The organism is Chitinophaga ginsengisegetis, assembly GCF_900168065.1.
Classification (GTDB): Bacteria; Bacteroidota; Bacteroidia; order Chitinophagales; family Chitinophagaceae; genus Chitinophaga; species Chitinophaga ginsengisegetis.
The window spans coordinates 430,297-447,614 of record NZ_FUZZ01000004.1 but is presented as its reverse complement, the minus strand read 5'-3'; the positions used below and the strand labels follow the sequence as shown (position 1 = coordinate 447,614).

Annotated in this window: 16 protein-coding genes; 9 read left to right on the top strand and 7 right to left on the bottom strand. The window is 48.6% G+C overall.

The features are described from left to right. Nucleotides 1–22: 22 nt before the first annotated feature. From B5Z18_RS24515 to B5Z18_RS24485, 7 genes are all read left to right on the top strand, one after another. Nucleotides 23–1,387, top strand: coding sequence for an OmpA family protein (locus B5Z18_RS24515; RefSeq protein WP_079472160.1), 1,365 nt, complete (start codon nt 23–25; stop codon nt 1,385–1,387). Between the two features lie 13 nt (nt 1,388–1,400). Further along, complete coding sequence (locus tag B5Z18_RS24510) at nt 1,401–4,247, top strand: eCIS core domain-containing protein (protein WP_079472159.1); 2,847 nt, start codon at nt 1,401–1,403, stop codon at nt 4,245–4,247. A gap of 96 nt (nt 4,248–4,343) precedes the next feature. Next, nucleotides 4,344–5,219: a WD40 repeat domain-containing protein gene (locus B5Z18_RS24505; protein ID WP_079472158.1), complete on the top strand. Its 876-nt coding sequence runs from the start codon at nt 4,344–4,346 to the stop codon at nt 5,217–5,219. A 13-nt stretch (nt 5,220–5,232) separates the two neighbouring features. Continuing rightward, nucleotides 5,233–6,606, top strand: coding sequence for a vanadium-dependent haloperoxidase (locus tag B5Z18_RS24500; protein WP_079472157.1), 1,374 nt, complete (start codon nt 5,233–5,235; stop codon nt 6,604–6,606). Nucleotides 6,607–6,620: 14 nt separating this feature from the next. Next, nucleotides 6,621–7,391, top strand: a complete 771-nt coding sequence (locus tag B5Z18_RS24495) for a ParA family protein (RefSeq protein WP_079472156.1) — start codon at nt 6,621–6,623, stop codon at nt 7,389–7,391. A 6-nt stretch (nt 7,392–7,397) separates the two neighbouring features. Continuing rightward, nucleotides 7,398–8,123, top strand: a complete 726-nt coding sequence (locus B5Z18_RS24490) for an eCIS core domain-containing protein (protein WP_079472155.1) — start codon at nt 7,398–7,400, stop codon at nt 8,121–8,123. Beyond that, nucleotides 8,120–9,523 (top strand): ATP-binding protein, encoded by a 1,404-nt coding sequence (locus tag B5Z18_RS24485; RefSeq protein ID WP_200817335.1) that lies wholly within the window; start codon nt 8,120–8,122, stop codon nt 9,521–9,523. Before B5Z18_RS24490 ends, B5Z18_RS24485 begins: the two co-directional genes overlap by 4 nt. On the opposite strand, the gene B5Z18_RS24480 is transcribed toward B5Z18_RS24485, so the two are convergent. After that, the gene (locus B5Z18_RS24480; protein WP_079472154.1) at nt 9,516–9,965 is read right to left on the bottom strand and encodes a GNAT family N-acetyltransferase; all 450 of its coding nucleotides are present in this window, start codon (nt 9,963–9,965) and stop codon (nt 9,516–9,518) included. The two genes, B5Z18_RS24485 and B5Z18_RS24480, sit on opposite strands and share 8 nt — an antisense overlap. Before the next feature lie 349 nt (nt 9,966–10,314). On the opposite strand from B5Z18_RS24480, the gene B5Z18_RS24475 reads away from it, so the two are divergent. Further along, a complete protein-coding gene (locus B5Z18_RS24475; protein WP_079472153.1) occupies nt 10,315–11,184 on the top strand; it encodes a glycerophosphodiester phosphodiesterase family protein in 870 nt (289 codons plus the stop codon). A 9-nt stretch (nt 11,185–11,193) separates the two neighbouring features. Here the strand turns inward: B5Z18_RS24475 and B5Z18_RS24470 are convergent, their stop codons facing one another. Both B5Z18_RS24470 and B5Z18_RS24465 read right to left on the bottom strand, forming a co-directional pair. Next, nucleotides 11,194–11,829, bottom strand: a complete 636-nt coding sequence (locus B5Z18_RS24470) for a response regulator transcription factor (protein ID WP_079472152.1) — start codon at nt 11,827–11,829, stop codon at nt 11,194–11,196. Beyond that, complete coding sequence (locus B5Z18_RS24465; protein WP_079472151.1) at nt 11,819–13,810, bottom strand: tetratricopeptide repeat-containing sensor histidine kinase; 1,992 nt, start codon at nt 13,808–13,810, stop codon at nt 11,819–11,821. The genes B5Z18_RS24470 and B5Z18_RS24465 overlap by 11 nt, the downstream gene beginning before the upstream one ends. Nucleotides 13,811–14,036: 226 nt before the next feature. Here B5Z18_RS24465 and B5Z18_RS24460 point away from each other — a divergent pair, with 226 nt between their 5' ends. Beyond that, nucleotides 14,037–14,420 carry a hypothetical protein gene (locus B5Z18_RS24460; RefSeq protein WP_079472150.1) on the top strand — a complete coding sequence of 128 codons (384 nt, stop codon included), beginning with the start codon at nt 14,037–14,039 and terminating at the stop codon, nt 14,418–14,420. A 228-nt stretch (nt 14,421–14,648) separates the two neighbouring features. Here the strand turns inward: B5Z18_RS24460 and B5Z18_RS24455 are convergent, their stop codons facing one another. Genes B5Z18_RS24455 through B5Z18_RS24440 form a run of 4 tightly spaced genes read right to left on the bottom strand, consistent with a single transcriptional unit; the run spans nt 14,649 to nt 17,270 of the window. After that, on the bottom strand, nt 14,649–14,963 hold the full coding sequence (locus B5Z18_RS24455) for a hypothetical protein (protein WP_079472149.1): 315 nt from the start codon (nt 14,961–14,963) through the stop codon (nt 14,649–14,651). Continuing rightward, the gene (locus tag B5Z18_RS24450; RefSeq protein ID WP_079472148.1) at nt 14,930–15,343 is read right to left on the bottom strand and encodes a hypothetical protein; all 414 of its coding nucleotides are present in this window, start codon (nt 15,341–15,343) and stop codon (nt 14,930–14,932) included. The genes B5Z18_RS24455 and B5Z18_RS24450 overlap by 34 nt, the downstream gene beginning before the upstream one ends. Nucleotides 15,344–15,393: 50 nt before the next feature. After that, nucleotides 15,394–16,143 (bottom strand): LytR/AlgR family response regulator transcription factor, encoded by a 750-nt coding sequence (locus B5Z18_RS24445; protein WP_079472147.1) that lies wholly within the window; start codon nt 16,141–16,143, stop codon nt 15,394–15,396. 11 nt (nt 16,144–16,154) lie between these two features. Continuing rightward, a complete protein-coding gene (locus B5Z18_RS24440) occupies nt 16,155–17,270 on the bottom strand; it encodes a sensor histidine kinase (RefSeq protein ID WP_079472146.1) in 1,116 nt (371 codons plus the stop codon). Nucleotides 17,271–17,318: the final 48 nt, after the last annotated feature.

The following is a 17,318-nucleotide window of genomic DNA, read 5'->3' as shown; positions in this document are numbered from 1 at the left end:
AAGACGACTTAAATAGTATTGCATGAAAAAATCTCCGAAAACGACTAAAAACAAATCTGCAGAAAATGATAAACCTTTTTTCAGTAAAGCTGAAAACGGGGAATCTTTTTTCAGCAAACCCGGAGACAATACGCTGCAACTACAACCGGCTGATACGAAAGCCAAAGATGCCGCACCCACCGCTGCTGTGGCTGATGCATGTAAAGCCAGCAGCACACCCGAATCCAGGTGGGCCAACGATAATCCCGGAAAGGTATTTGGTGTGGAAGACAGATCATCAGGTAAATCAGAAAGTAATGAACTTATTTTCTGGAACTATTGTGTGGGAGAAGCAGCCATGCGCGCCGCCCATCGTGAACGGCTAAACGAAGTGGCTGACCGTTGGGTAGAATTATTAAAGAAAGATAGTAATCTGAAAGTAAAACTGCAGGGAGCTGCCAGTACCTCTGGCAATGCAGACAGTAACAAAGCCCTGGCTGCACAACGAGCGGGCATCATCAGGGACTTCCTCATTGCAAAGAAAATTCCTGACAGCAGGATTGTAATAGATACAACATCGAGCCCCCGGAGTATGGCGCCGGAAACATCGCCGGAAAACCAGGCCCGCAACAGGAGAGTGGAACTGTTCCTGTTCCGCTCAACACCCGTAGTGAATAAACTGCTACCCTGGGTGGATGTGCAGGTACAAAACCTGATCATTGGTCAGCAGGGGGTGCCCACGCCTAAACCTACTTTTAACGAAACAGATAATTTTTTTGCGCGGAATCATTTCTCCATGAAGGCGTCGGCAGATATCACCCTTACCTCGCTGGGCGGTACCGGCGTTGGCTTTTCGCAGGTACTTACAAGAGATACACTGATGGCGCAATACAGCGATAATACAGGTCGTACGCTGGTGCTGGATTATGGCAACTGTAACCTGCTGCCCTGCAAAGACCTGGAGAATGCTACCAGTCATTTTGCGCTCGATGGCCTCAGCATGTTTAACTCCGGGCCTGGCACTACTCAAGGCAAAGTAGCCATCAGGGACCGCCCCGGAGCCGTGTTCCCGTTGCATTACCCGGATTCCAAAACAGGGCCGTTTCATCTCACCCATTATTTCTGGATGATGGATTTTACCGTGATACTTGGGGTTAGGGAGATGGGGGCTTTCATTCCATTGAACCACGCCTTCTGGAGTGTGGCCGCATCGGAAGATGTGAATATTAAAAAGAAATCAGTAAGCGGTATGGCGCCCATTTCCGTGGTAAGTGACTGGCAGCCCGGCATGGCGCCCGGAATGAACCTGGAAGCCATTTACGCCGGTCCTACCTGCAGGTATGTGAGACGATCAGAACAGGTTACCGGCAAGGAAAACGTATGCAGACCTACCGAAACGTTTGAATAAAAGCTTTTAAAAAGTGGCAGCAGTAAATACACAGATACAACCACCCGGACTAAAATCTTCTGCACCGCAGCAGCGGGAGGGGCCATTCTTCGGTCCTGCCCCTGCGAAAGATCCTTTCTTTCAGCGAAAGCAGCAGCGTGGAGAAGAAGACGGTACCCTGCAACGGGAAGCCACAGGCAGCAGCACGCCGGATGTAACACCGGCAGTTGAACAACAGCTGTCGCAAAGCAAAGGTGGCGGAGCGCCGCTGCCATCGCGGCGTAATGAAGAAATGAGCCGCGCCTTTGGCAGAGATCTCAGCGGCGTCCGTATCCATGAAGATGCCGGCGCTGCGGATATGAGCAGGCAACTGCAGGCAAAAGCATTTACACACGGAAAGGATATTTATTTCGGGGCAAATCAGCGCAACGACAGTACAGAAGGCAAGCACCTGCTGGCGCATGAGTTGACGCACGTGGTGCAGCAAAAGCCGGCGCAGATGATTTCGCGTGTGCCTTTGCTCTATGATTATACTACTGTGCGGAGGAAAAATAAAAAGCAGTTGTTGGGAGATGGTACAGCAGCCAACACCGGTATAACGCTCAGTGAATTTACCAGCTACATCCGGATACAGGCGGATTGGTTTGCACATCCTACTCTGGGGAAAGCCGACAGGGATGCACTATGGGCGCTCATCGCTAAAAATGAGAGTGGAGATCATATTCAGTCGGGCGCCGGAGATCTGAAAATGAAGGACCTGATACCGCTTCCACCGGCAGATTGGGCAGCGCTGGCTACCTTTGGGCATGGTTGTCACCGGGACGAAACGGTTATCATACTGAATAGCGGGATTCCATTGGCCCGCCGCATCGCATTAGGCAATATGATGCAAAAGATGGAAGCGCTGATTGGTGGTAAAGTGATTAAAAGAACAGTATCTGAAAATCAGCTGATTGATGTGGAGGCCAACCCTGTTTTATGGGCAAGGATTACTACCTACTGGAACTTCTTTCATCCGCACCTGCAAAGGGTGTATGAAGTGAAGCCAGGAGAAAGGGGGTCGGAGTTTCAGAAAATAATAAATATGTTCACCGCGCAATCGCCGGTTGATTTCTTTGCATTACTGGGCCGTATACGCAACCTGCATCGCTTTAGCATAGCTGCGCTCAATAAGCTGAAGAGTAACTTTACGGATTTCTCACATACGCTTCCGTTGCACCTGATCATTCAAACAGCAAATGATGCCGGCGCTTTCCAGGATGCTGCTCCTAAATTTGAAGACGTTATTAATACTTCCCCCAACCTGGTGCTGATGCTGGAAGGCCGGGATTCGCTGTTGCAGATCCAGACGGAAATACCCATTATTGCCCAGCGGTTTGGTAAGAAAGATGCCAAAGGTAATTTTAGTATAGCACAGGTGATCATTGCAGGGCATGGATCTCCGGAGAGCGTGCAGCTGGCAGGAACCAGCGCTCCGGGCATCGTAAAGGGACGTGTGGAGTATACAACAGAAAGTCTTGATATCAGTAATGCGGCAGCAAAAGCCAAAACACAGGCGCTGTTGGATGTACTGATCCAGAACCTTGATCCGGCCACCGCGAAAATTGTATATGCAGGTTGTCTGGTGGGCGCCCACCCGGTGCCTGTTGGCACTGCCGCCGCCAATGTACAACCTCATATCGCTGCTCATCCGAACCTGGGTGAGTTCACACAACAACGTGGTGTGGCGAAAGGCAAACCGGTACAGGTAGAAGCTGCCCGTGCATCGGTCGCGCTTTCTGAAACGAGTTTAATGGACCCGGTTACCAAAGACCTGCATATCACTTATCCATTTGACCCGCAGGCGTTTGGTACTGCAGCGGCATATCTGGCAGCAGGTCATGAACCGGAAGGTACCATGCGGGCCGCCGTGGAAGTAGCCGCCACCAACCCGATAGTCGCCTCTAATTTGCTTCATTCCCGTTTAGGCTTTGGCGTTATATCAGATCCCTGGTGGGATCAGTGCGTGATTGCGATGGTAAAAGTGGCATTGGATGGCGTACCGCTGGGCAGCCCGGTAAGTCTTGCCCGCTTACTGGAGCTGGCTGAAGTAGCCCACTTGCCTTTCCTTAGTGGCTTTGGAACAGACTTTGGCGTTTCGGCAGCCAGTTTCGTAAAAGACGTAAACCCATTGGGCTCCGCACCCGTTATTTATCGTGAGTCGCTCAATGTACCCATGATGCTGGCGCCGGCAACAAATGATCTGCGGCTTGGCAGGTTTGCTATGGAGCAGGCATGGTTTAGCCTGGTTGCCGGAAGGGAAGCGTCTTTCATCACATTTTTGAATGGCACGCCTCCTGATTTTGTGCGGCAAATGGAAGTGCATCTCGACAGGGCCGTTATTGGTAAATATGATGCTACCCTGTTTGCGCCCGCTGCACCTCATACCGCCGGCCGGATCAAGCTGGCACTTGCCTGGCTCGACCAGGATTCAACGAATGCGTTGGTGACAGCATTCTTTAATACTGAAATTACAGACACGCCCACCGGTCCGGTGCTGTCCGCTGCTGTTATTGCACAACTGGCAGGAAGAGGCTCCGATGAAATACTGGAGGCTCTGGGCCGGTTAGCGCCTGCGCCCATGGGCCGCAAGCAGGCAAATGCACAGATACCGGGAAGAAAAAGAAATACCTTACTGATAGAGCCAAAGGCATACGTCGCCACGGTGACTTCGGTAATAAAACTCCCTGTATTCAGAGGCCCCGGTCCAAAACATACCGGCATTGGCTGGGTAAACCCTGGAGATTCCTTACAGGTAGCCGGCTTCACCGATGCATGGGCCGCATTTGATTTTAAAGGCAAACTGGGATATGTAGATAAAACACAAATTACCCCTCCTTAGTAAATCACTTTATACAAACACCCCGTGAATAAATGTTGTTATAGGAAGTAGTGCAGCAGTTGCACATCTCCCAAAAACAAAATGATAAAAAGAAAGATGAAGAACTGGAAAACATTAGCAGGTAACGGCGGCAACAAACTGGTGCTCAAAAACAACTATATCATAGCTGCCTCATTGCACCAGGTAACCGTATGGAAAGAAGATAAGCCTTTGCTGCAACATCATACGGATACGCAGCAGCCGGGCTTTCCAACGCTCATCGGCGATCAGCTGTATTGGGGCACAGGCGTTCTCGACCTGGCTGCCAATGTGCGGCATGAAATACCAGGTATGCAGGAAGCTATCAGAACGGCAGGTGGACAATACCGGGCATCTCACGGTAACGAATATACGCCCAGTGTTTTTGCGTGGGCGCCGGATGGCAGCGTTGTGGCGGTATCAGTGCAATGGATCGGTAACCCCGGTCCGCCCCCCGCAAAGGTGCTGCTGCTGGACAAAGAAGGCCGCCTGCTGCAAACCCTTTGGGAAGAAAGCAACCTGCCGGTGGCAGCGTTGTATATCAGCGATAAATGGATCCTGGCAGGCACACCGCAGTTCCGCGTGTTCGACAAAGAAACATTTACAGCTACCATCATCCCGGAGCAGCTGCCCGCGGTGAGAATTGAAATGACGGCAGATGAAAAACAACTGCTCCTGTTACAGCATGATCACATCGGTTTGTGGGATACTAGCACCGGAAAGGAAATGAACCGCTGGAAAGGGAACTGGAATGACGCCACTATCACACCGGATGGAAAGTACATAGTAGCCGTTGACTTTGAAGGTAAACCGTTTCTTATCAGCACCACTGCACCGCTTGAACAGCAGCAGATAGATGCCCCCGGCGCTATCTTCTCCGTGGCGGCAGACAACGAACGGCTGCTGGCCTTTTTTATGCATGGTGCCGTTGTGAGAATTACTACATTATTATAAATGAAAAGATGATATGTCAACCCCGACAACACTCGTAGTGCAATGGAACCAACTGGCAGTGGAAGCGATCCGCTGCTCGGCAGTTCCGCCGCCACTGGCCGCACGTGCACTGGCTATGGTGCATACCGCCATGTACGATGCGTGGACAGCCTACAACCCCTGTGCCATCAGTACCAATACCGGCGCCTATATCAAACGCCCCAAAGAAGAACACAAAGCAGCCTATAAACGCAAAGCCTATAGCTACGCTGCCTTCCGCGTACTCACGGAACTGTTCCGGTTAATATTGCCACCGGAAAATAAAAACATGTTCCATGATATGATGCTGCATCTCGACTATGATCCGGCCATCACTACCCTGGATATTTCCAAAGCAGCAGGTATCGGCAACCTCGCCGCCCGTTGTGTACTGGAAGCTTTTGCCGGCGACGGCGCCAACGCATACGGTACCCTGCAAATGCCTGCCTGGTCGGATTATACAGGCTATAAACCGGTGAATACGCCGGAGCAGCTGAAAGAGCCAGGCCGCTGGCAACCGCTGTTCATCCCGGATGGCAACGGGCATTTTAAATCACAACAATTCCTCACGCCGCACTGGTCGCTGGTACAACCTTTTGCCTTACAACGCCCGGAACAGTTTCGTCCGCCGGCGCCTTATATGCCCGGCAGTACAGAGTTTCAGCAACAGGTGGACCAGGTGATCGGACTCAGCGCAGGACTGACAGACCTGCAAAAAGTAATCGCAGAATACTGGTGGGATGGCCCCGGAACAGTAACGCCACCCGGCCACTGGTGTCAGATCGCACAGTATGTATCCAATCGTGATCAGCATTGCAATCACCAGGATCTGAAATTGTTTTTTGCACTCAGCAACGCATTGCTGGATGCCAGTATCGCCTGCTGGGAAAGCAAACGGCACTATGATGCCGTGCGTCCTGTTTCAGCCGTGCGCTATGTATACAAAGGGCGCACTATAAAAGCCTGGGGCGGTCCGGGGCAGGGCACTAAAGAAATAAAAGGAGAGGAGTGGATACCATTCCAGCCTGCAGCAGCTATCACGCCTCCCTTTGCAGAATATGTTTCCGGTCACAGTACCTTCAGCAGCGCCGCAGCATATATCCTGGCGCAGTTTACCGGCGGCGATAAACTGGGCGCCACCGTACTATGCAGCAAAGGCAGTTCGCTGATAGAACCGGGGCATACCCCTTCAAGGGATATATCATTAAGCTGGAATACCTTTTCAGAAGCGGCCGCACAGGCGGGCGTATCGCGGTTATACGGCGGAATCCATTTTGCGCGCGGCAACCAGGAAGGGCAATACCTCGGTCAGAAAGTAGGAAAGATTGTATGGGAAAAAGCAAAGTATTTTTTCAACGGAACATTATGATTAACTGATTTCTTATGACGGTAATATCGTTGGCTATTCAGAAAGGAGGTTCCGGCAAAACCACCACCGCTATTAACCTGGCTGCCGCGTTGCAGCTGGCGGGCAAGAAGGTGCTGCTCGTAGATGCCGATCCCCAGGCAAACCTCACGCAGGCGCTGGGATATGCCGAAGATCCGGCGCAACACCTGTACACTGCACTGAAAAAAGAGATCGCGGGAGAAGAGGCGTTGTTGTCGCAGGTAATCCTTACCTCACCATGCGGACTAATGCTCATTCCGTCGTCGCTGGACCTCGCAGGCGCAGAACTGGAGCTGGTAGGCATGTACGGTCGTGAACAGGTGTTCAGCTGGATGCTGAAGCCTTTATTGCCGCAGTTTGATTTTATATTGATCGACTGTCCGCCTGCCATCGGGATGCTCACCGTAAACGCACTGGTGGCCAGCGATTACGTATTACTGCCACTACAGGCAGAATTCCTCCCGCTGAAAGGTGTTCGCAGTTTTATGTATCATTTTGAGAATATAAAAAAGAAGCTGAACACCAACCTTGAAGTGCTCGGCATTGTTTTAACCAAGTACGACGACCGTAAATCGATGAACCGGCAGGTGTTAAAGCAACTGGAAACAGAATACAATGGGAAAGTGATGGATACGTATATCCGCTCCAATATTCAACTGGCCAAAGCTCAGGAAGCCGGCATGGATATTTTCAGCTTTGACCCCGTTTCGCATGGCGCAAAAGATTACCGCAGACTGGGAGAAGATTTTCTAAGCAGAATAAAATAGTTGGTTATGTTTGATAGTAAACAATCTTTACCCGCCGCCGCTTCCGCGAAAGAACCCTTCTTCAGCGGCGTGCAACAAAAGAAAGATAATACTTTCTTCCAGACAAAATTATCCGTGAACACACCCGGAGATGCCTTTGAACGCGAAGCCGACTCCGTAGCCGATAAGGTGGTAAGCGGTGGTGGTGGCGCAGGCCCGGTAGTACAGAAAAAAGACATCAGCTCCGTTCAGCGGCTGGCTACTTCCGAAGCAGAAGAAAAACTGAGTACCAACGACGCCCGCATGCGCCGTGATAAAGATATTCAAACCAAGCCCGAACTGCAACGGAAATGCGCCGCCTGCGAACACGAGGAAGAAGGCAATGTACAAAAGTCCGAAGCAGCGGCAGGCGGCGGCAGTACTTCCGCTACGCCACAGCTCTCCGCACAAATTGAAGGCTCCGCCGGTAAAGGCAATCCCATGAGCCGGCAAACGGCGCATGAAATGCAGCACAAATTCGGGGTGGACTTCAGCCATGTTAACATCCATACAGGCGCCTCGGCTGTACAAATGAGTAAGGAACTGGGCGCGCAGGCATTTACGCATAAGAATGACGTTTTTTTTAATGCAGGAAAATATAATCCTGATACCAGTAACGGAAAGCACCTGCTGGCACATGAACTGACGCATGTGGTACAACAGGGCGCTGCCAAAGAAAAATCAGCTACACAACAGGGAGGGACAAACATATGAGTAAGATCAACAACACGGTATCTCCAAAGAAAACAACCGCGAAACAGAAGATAACTGCAGCGCCCATTGCGGAAACCACCGCGATGGCGCCGGAACTTGCCTATTTGCAGGCATTGATCAATTATCAGCTGGGCACCTACTTTAAAAAAGAAGGCACGCCCTCCAAACCACCTGCCGTACCCGCCAGGGCCACCTGGCAAATTGTAAGGCCGGAAGCGATGCAGCAAAATAAATGGACCGATGAAGAACTCACCTTATTACTGATTGCACTGGTACCGCATATCCTGCCGGAGTTTTACGACACCGCTATCCAGCAGTTCCTGCCACAGGCCGGCGAATTCCCGCAGCTGGGAGGTGTGCGCGGAAAACAATTCCGCGGCTTCCTGCCCACCGGGGAAACAGCCCTCTTCCTGCTGGCCGGTACCAACTGGAAAAAACGCCTGGAAGTACAGGAACTGTTTGAGCCGGATCATGAATTTGCGCTCAAAAGAATATTATGGCTGGAAGATGTGCAGGCAGGAGAGCCCCTGATGAGCGCCCGTATCATGATGGACATCGACTATGTAAATCTCTTTATAAAAGGAAAACCCGGCAGGCCGCATTTCAGTATGAGTTTCCCTGCCCGGCTCATCGCCACCGAACTCACCTGGAACGACCTGGTGCTGGATGAATCCATTATGGTGCAGATCCGGGAACTGGAAACATGGCTGCATCACAATGATCAGCTGATGAATGAATGGGGCATGAAGCATAAGCTGAAGAAAGGCTACCGTGCATTGTTCTATGGCCCTCCCGGTACCGGCAAAACTTTCACGGCCAGTTTACTGGGTAAATATACCGGCAGGGATGTATATAAAATTGACCTGTCGATGGTAGTATCCAAATACATCGGGGAAACAGAAAAGAATCTCGAAACGCTTTTTGCAAAAGCGGCCGACAAAGGCTGGATCATTTTCTTTGATGAAGCAGACGCGTTGTTTGGAAAACGCACCAGCGTAAGGGATGCACACGATAAATACGCCAACCAGGAAGTATCTTACCTGCTTCAGCGGATAGAAGATTTTAATGGCCTGGTAATACTGGCTACCAATATGAAAAATAATATTGACGACGCCTTTATCCGTCGCTTCAATGCCATCATACAATTCCAGGTGCCCGGAGAGCGCGAGCGGGCAGCTATCTGGCAGAAAACCTTCCCGCCAAATGTAAGGTTCCTGGATGAAGAAGATATTCCCGGTAAAGTGAAAAAGTATGAAATCACCGGCGGAAATATTATCAACGTAGTACAATATGCCTGCCTGAAAGCACTGGAACGCAAATCAGCACTGGTTTCCCTGGATGATGTGGTAAACGGCATCCGGAAAGAAATGAACAAAGAAGGAAGATCATTTATTATCTGATATCCGTGTAAGTGAACTGCACTACATTTTCCGGCGTGCCCCCGGTAGCACGGTAAAATTCCACGGCATGTACATCTGTGGTGACTGCCTGTACAAAAAAAGTGGCGTAGTTATTCTTCCGGCAGTAATCCGCGAAGGCGGACAGTAAATGCTTGCCAACCCCCTTTCTCTGAAAGTTGGTATGCACCGCAAAGTCATACACATATATCTCCGCTGAGCGCGAGTAGCAGGAGGGGAGCACATAAGCGGTAAGTCCGCCTATAACGGCTTTTTCATGCATGGCAACAAACATAATCAGGTCCTCTCCGCTCAACAGGTTTTTGAGATAGCTTTTATCGGGCATTTGAAAATTTTCCATGTCAAATACCGCTTCATATACCTGGAGCAATTCAACAAATTCGGCGAGGTGATGCGTAGTTAACCGCTGCGTGGTAATATTCATGGCTATTGTTTGATGAGTGCTAATACGCTATAATGTAACTATTTTTTCCGGCAACCGTCCATACCAATTATTTACACCCGTTCCCTTTTTTTTACTATTTTCCTTATTATCTATATAGGCTGCGTATAATCTTAAAGCTAAGGCGCAAAACACAAATGTAACGCCCTTTAACAGGGATTCCTACCCTGGAATGGCCATTCACGAAATGGGGACAGCGGATTACGCCGTGAAGGAACTAAAGCGGCAACAATTGTAGATTAACTTTTTATTAAGCCGGTAGAGATCTTCTGTGAATTGATTTACTTTCACAGGATTATCCTGTCTATCTCTGAAAAAAAATAAATACCTGATGAACCGTTTATTATTAGCCGCCTTATGTGCAATCAGCCTGCCGGTAGCTGCGCAGCAAAAAACACCTGTCGACGCTATCCTCAATGAGTTTCAGCATCACCCGGAACACATCATGGTGGCGGCACACCGCGCTTCCCATAATAAATACCCGGAAAATTCCCTTGCTGCTGTAAAGGAAACTATTGAACAGGGAATAGACATAGTGGAAATAGATCTGCATGAAACAAAGGATCATATCCTCGTAGTGATGCACGATGAAACTATTACCCGTACCACGGGCAAACCAGGAAAAGTAAAGGATTATACCTACCAGGAACTGCAACAGTTTCCTTTGCTGTTTAAAGGTCAACCTACCACCGAAACCATCCCCTCGTTTGAACAGGTGCTAAAGCTCACCAAAGGAAGGATCATTGTAGATGTGGATTTTAAAGAAGAGAGTGAATCCGCTGCGAAGCAAGCCTATTCACAGATTGCGGCGCATGGCATGGAAAAACAGGTGTTGTTCTTTATTTATGATCATCATACAGCGCCCACCCTGTACAGCTGGAATCCGAAGATCCCTATAATGCCCCGCGCGCACAGTGTCGAGGAAATAGCAGCAATACAACAGCTGGCTGTAAAGCAGGGAAAGTTCCCGGTGATTCACGGAGATCCTTCTTTTTATTCTGATTCCCTCATGAAAAGCATCACCACCGCCGGCACACGGGTATGGATGAACGCTTTGGGAAAGTATGATAAACTAGAATCAGAAAAGGACGATACCGGTTTTGATCAGCTGCGTAAAGAGGCCGCTTTCGCCAATGTGCTCCAAACGGATTACCCGGAGAAATTACTGGCTTACCTGCGCAAAAAAGGTTTGCATAAGTAGCAACAACGTTTATAACAACCCCTGCTGGGAAGCAATTTTAATCAGCGCCGCCACATTTCTTACCTGGAATTTCTGGATCAGGTTTTTCCGGTGCGTTTCTACGGTTAAAGGGCTCAGGTTAAGCTGCTGCGCAATGTCAGGGGTGGTTTTACCATCTGCTATGAGGTGCAGTATTTCCTTTTCCCGTTTCGTGAGTTGAGGAATACCTTTTAGTTCACTGATAGACGGGCGCGCCATGATTTCTTTGGCGCCTTTGCTGAAAGTGATCATGCCGCTGAGGGCTTCCTGGATACAGGCCACCAGTTCTTCGGAAGAAATATTTTTTAAGAGATAACCGGTAGCGCCGTTCTGGATCATCTGGAGGATCATACTGCGTTCCGAATGATTACTCAGCGCCAGTACATGTGTATCGGGCGACAGCGCCTTAACCTCGCGGCATAGCTCTATCCCGTTTGCATCCGGCAGTGTAATATCCAGCAGCAGTACATCTACTTTATTTTCTTTCAGGAAAGACATAAAAGCCAGTCCGGAAGTAAAGCACCCGGTAATTTGTATGCTCTTCACATTGGTGAGCAACTTTTGCAGCCCTTCAAGCACAATCGGATGATCGTCTACAATAGCCAGTGTGGCGGGATTAATCAACATGTAATTCAATATTTATGGTGGTGCCTTCGTTCACGGCGGAGTCGATATCAATTTTTCCTTTCAGGAATCCCACCCTGTTGCGGATGTTGCTTAACCCGATTCCCTTCTCAGTACCTGCGGCCTGCATGTCAAAACCCTTGCCATTATCTTCCTGGGTAATAAAAAAGATATGATCATTCTGGCTGCACTGCAATATGATATTGGTAGCCTGTGCATGGCGGATCGCATTGGACAGCAGTTCCTGTACAATGCGGTAAATGTGGATCTGAACTTCTTCCCGGAGGGTATCTTCAAATCCCAGGTCCTGGAAGTCGATATGGGTAGCCTCACTCATGAGTGATTCGCAGAGGTCTTTGAGCGCCGTTTTTAAGCCAAACTTCAGCAGGTTAACAGGCATCATGTTATGTGCAATGCGCCGTAGTTCCGTAACGGAATGATCCAGCTGGAGGGTAATCTTTTCCAGTTCCGCGCGTTGGCCCTGTGAGTAGGTATCTTCAATTTGTGCGGAGAGGTTTATTTTGGCGCCGGCAAGCATGCCTCCCAGGCCATCGTGGAGATCCCGGGCAAGGCGGCGGCGTTCCTGTTCTTCGCCCTGTAACACGGCCTGGCTGAACTGCAGTTGCTGCTGTTGTTCAATTTCGTGCAGGTGTTGCCGGTAGGTCAGCTCTTTTTGTGCTGCCAGTTTTTGTTTGCTGCGGTAAACGAAAATGGCAAACAGCAGTATCACCAGTAAAATTACGCTGGCCGCGCCCAGCAGCGAGTTTACCAGCCGGGAATTTTTGGTGTGCAGCGCATCCTGGATGCTTTTGGCTTTCAGTGCGTCAATTTCTTTCTGCTTCTCTGCATTCCGGTATTTTATTTCCAGGGCGTGTACATCGTTTGTGAGCTGGGCTTTGGAGAGACTATCACTTAGCTCACTGTAGCGCTTCATCCATGTGTAGGCGGGCGCCATCTCGTGAAGGTTTTCGCAGGTAAGCGCCATACCGTAAAACAACTGGAGCCGGTTAGCGGCAAGTTTCATCATTTCCTCCTGCTGCATGAGCAGGGCAGCCATTTCCTTTGCTTTTACAAAATTATTATCATTGAAGTAGGCATAGAACTGTTGCATTTGCAACCGCTGTTCTTCATACCGTAAGCCTTTTTTCCTGGCCAGTTGTATTCCTTTATCAAGACTGGCAAGTGCATCTTTGAATTTCCCTTCAAGGGTATAGTACATGCCTTCCGCAGCGTAATGATCCAGCAGGTATTCGGATTCAGGGAAAGGCGCCAGTAATTTCCAGGCGCTGTCCAGTGCGGGTTTGGCTTTAGCATTCTGGGCCGACAGGGAATAGTTTTCCGCGATGGTATGATAGGCGGTCACCAGTTCATGGGTAGGAGAGTGCGCGTTCCTGAATGTTTCTATGGCCTTCAGGCAGTATGTTTCTGCTTTATCAAACTGCCCTGCATTTTTAAATACAATGCCCACTGCCAGGTAGTTTTTCCCTACCACTGTCTGATCGCCGGCCTGCTGCGCTAATGGAATGGCCTTATTCAGTAAGATGTCTGCAAATGCTTTGTAGTCGTCTTTCCGCTGGGCAAGAGCGCCATAGTCGTACCAGGCCTTAGCCCGGAAAGAATAAGCTTCCGCTGTTTTAAATCCGCTGAGCAAGGTATCAGCTTTCAGAAAGTTGGCCTGGCTTTTATCAAGGTTCGTCTTCTTCTGGATATTCGCCTCGTAATAATAATAAAGTGCCTGCAGGAAGGGATTCTTTCCACTGTACTGTTTCCCCTTTTCCAGGTATTGTGACGACTTTACAGAGTCTTTTGCGGCCCAGTATTCCGATAGGGAGTAGTTTGCCCGGGCGCGGATACTGTCTGATGTAGTCCGTTGCAATACATTTTCCAGGCTGTCTGTATGTGCCTTTTCATTCAACGGAAACGTTTGTCCGCTACACCAGGAAGTTGCTGTAAGCAGGAATACCAGGAAAGATAGTCTTCTCATAAAGCCAAAATATAAAACAATTGCTTATACATGATCGTTGCCGGCAAAAATACCTGAAAACAGGTATAAATAAATCATTGTATGCCGGTATTGTGCAAATAGCCCATCCAGGGTACATTTGCGGTGATGCCGATAAAGGTTTTAACCATCTGTATTCTGGAAATTTTATAACAGGGCTGCCGAAAACTGTGCATTAAAAAGAGTAGGCGTTTTACAATTGTCATTTATGAAAATACTCAAGAAGATTTTGTTCCCGGCTTTAATGGTAGCCACATTGTTTACCTCCTGTAGCAAAGACGACGACAAACCAGCTGGTACTTCCCACAAAGTAGTGTTTAAAGCCATCGGCTCCACTGGTGTAGAATTGAATATTGCTGTGTTTGGATATGATGACCAGGCAACTACACTTTCCAACCTGAGTGGTAATACCTGGACCAGCAATGAAATTACTGCACCGGCTTCTGCAAGGAACGTGAAAGCAGTGATCAATGGTCTAGGCCCCAATGCCTCTGCTACACTGAAAGTACAGGTATTGGTAGATGGGCAGGTGAAAGCAGAAGGAACTTCTTCCGGCACGGTTCTTTCCGGGCTTGCTTCCTACAATTTTTAATTGCTGATATATGGAAAAAGGAATGCCAGCAGTTTTGTTTCTTGAAAGCCGCCATTCTTTTTTTCAGGGCTACCCCGTTTTTGCGAGGCACCTGTTAAAGGAACCTAACTGAAAAAAGGATACGAAATGATGCCGTTGGTATCTACCACCTGGCAGGACTACATTTACATAATCAGATTTACTTTGAGTTGATAGCCTTTGGATCGCAAGGATTCAAAGGCTTTTCTGTTATTGTGCATCCGTAATAGTAAACCACGGAATATCCAGCCAGCCTTTTTTCAGATAGATGCCCACCCTGCCATTCACTGGCGTTCTCTGGTAAAAACTACTGTGTACCTTCAATTCTTCAATCCTGTGTACCGGCCCCCATGGCTCCAGTTGCAGGTAGTGGCTGGATGACCTTCCGCTGGTGGTTCTTTTGTTGGTAACATGCGTTTCATAATAAAGCGCCTGGCTGTTATCAAAGCTGGTGTTTAGCGTGATAACAACACCATAGCTGTAGGTTGGAACTAAAAATAAATACAGGAGAGTTTCCGCACCCATCCCTGAAGCTCATGGGTACCGTTATAAGAAAGGGCGATCTTTAATTTTTTTAGTCCGTCAGCATCAGGAATAAGACGAAGATAGTGTTCATCTACCGTGTAGCCCTTGATCTGGTTAAACAGCAGCTCTTTTTTGATAAACAGGGTTTCTGTCCGGATAAAGTCTTCCCCATGTATCACTTTGCCCACATACGTTTCCAGGATGATCCATACGCCAGCAATTACAGCCAGTCCGGAAAAGATACTCACAAGTGTGATAGCTGTTGAATCATTCCCCTCTGAAAATACATAGACAAAACCGGCAGCGCCACCGCCCATTATGAGGATGCCGAAGAGATAAATAAAAATTTTCCAGCCCGGGGCTAACGAGTATGCTTTCATGGTATACTACTTAAAATGGATATAGGGCGCCCAAAATACAAATTTTAACCCTATGGCAATGGCGGCCGCGAAACTTTATCCCACAATCTATTCATGACCACCTGCTGGATCACCGCCTCGCGGTAATTCCGGCTGATAGGGATCTGGTGCGATTGTATACAGATTTCATTTCCCTGGATACTGTCTATTTTATTCACCGCTACAATGTATGACTTATGCACCCGGATAAATGCCTGTGCGGGTAATTGCTGTTCGAGGTTTTTGAGGTATAGCAGGGTCATATATTTACCCTTACGGGTGTAGATGCTTACGTAGTTCTGCATGCCTTCCACAAAAAGGATATCTTCCACCTGGATTTTTTCATACCGGCTGCCACATTTGATAAAGAAGTGATCCGCGCCGGCTTCTGCGGGCGCAGCATCGTTTTTAATGCCGGGGTTTACCAGCTGGTAGTAGTCCCTCGCTTTAGTGGCTGATTTAAAGAACCGGTCGAACGTAATGGGTTTTAATAAGTAGTCCAGTACGTTTAGCTGGAAGCCTTCCAGCGCGTATTCAGGGAACGCCGTGGTGATAATTACCATAGGCGGATTTTGTATCATCTTCAGGAAATCCAGTCCGCTGAGTTTTGGCATTTGTATATCCAGGAAGATCAGGTCTGCCGGTTGGCGCTTTAACAGGTTTACCAACTCCACCGGGTTTTCGCAGATGCCGGTCAGCGTGAGGAAATCCACTTCCTTTACGTAATTGGCGATGCCTTCCCTGGCCAGTGGTTCGTCGTCTGTAATCACGCAGTTAATCATAATAAAGGCATTTAAATAGCTAACAATTGTGGCACTCTTAATTCGGCCAGTTGCAGTTGCAGCTTTATTTCAAAGCTGCCGGCTTCCCGGAGGATCTCCAGTTCATATTGACCGGGATATACCAGGTCCAGCCGCCGCTGCACATTTTTTAAACCGATACCGCCGTAATCAATAATAGGGGCGCTGTATTCGTCTGCTGCGCTGCTGTTGGAAACATTGAATGCCAGCAGCGGTCCTTCGAGATGCAGTTGTATTCTGATCCAGTTGGGGCCGTCGGCATGTTTGGATACATGCTTGAACGCATTTTCCACAAAGGTCATCAGGATAAAAGGCGCAATGCTCAGGTGTGATACCGGCTGCCGGTAATACTCAAAAGTAACTTCCACATTATTATTAAGCCGCAGCTTTTCCAGCTCAATAGAATTTTCCAGGTAGCCGATCTCTTTGCTGAGGGAAATTTGTTTATCGTTGCACTCATACAACTGGTACCTCAGTAATTCAGAAAACTTCGCCAGTGAAGCGGAAGCAACATCAGGATTTTTATGGATCAGGAAGAAGATGGAGTTAATAGTATTAAAAAGAAAATGCGGATTAAACTGGTTCTTCAGGAAGTTAAGTTCTGTTTCCAGTTTTTCTTTTTCCAGCAGCTGCTGTCGTCTTTTGGTTTGCAGCCAGTTCCGGGTAAGCTTTATACTCATGGCCAGTGTCATACTGGCAAGGGTGGAGGGGAGGGCGTTGCCAAAGAAATGCAGGAAGCAATAATCTCCCGGCCCGAAAAGCACCTCAAATGTTTTGCCCGATACCGCTGAGCAAAGATGATACCCGCCAACAATCGCGCAGGCGGTTGCTGCGATGGTCATTACCAGCAGCGTAATGTAGGCTGTATACCGGCCCTTCTCCAGGTATTTTGGAATCAGGTAATACAGGTTGAAATATACCGCGGCTGCCTGGAAGATCACATAAAACGCAAACTTGATATAGAAAGGGAATAAGATAATAGAGTTCGCGGCTTTCACAGGATTCCCTATTGCCACTACCCACCATAGATAATGGTAAAGACACCAGAAGGGAATGTGGTAAAGTTTATATTTCAGCAGCCAGTTCCGGCTAGTAGTGGTATTCAGCATATAAAAAATTACCTGTTACTAAAGATAACTACATTTTGCTGATTCTTC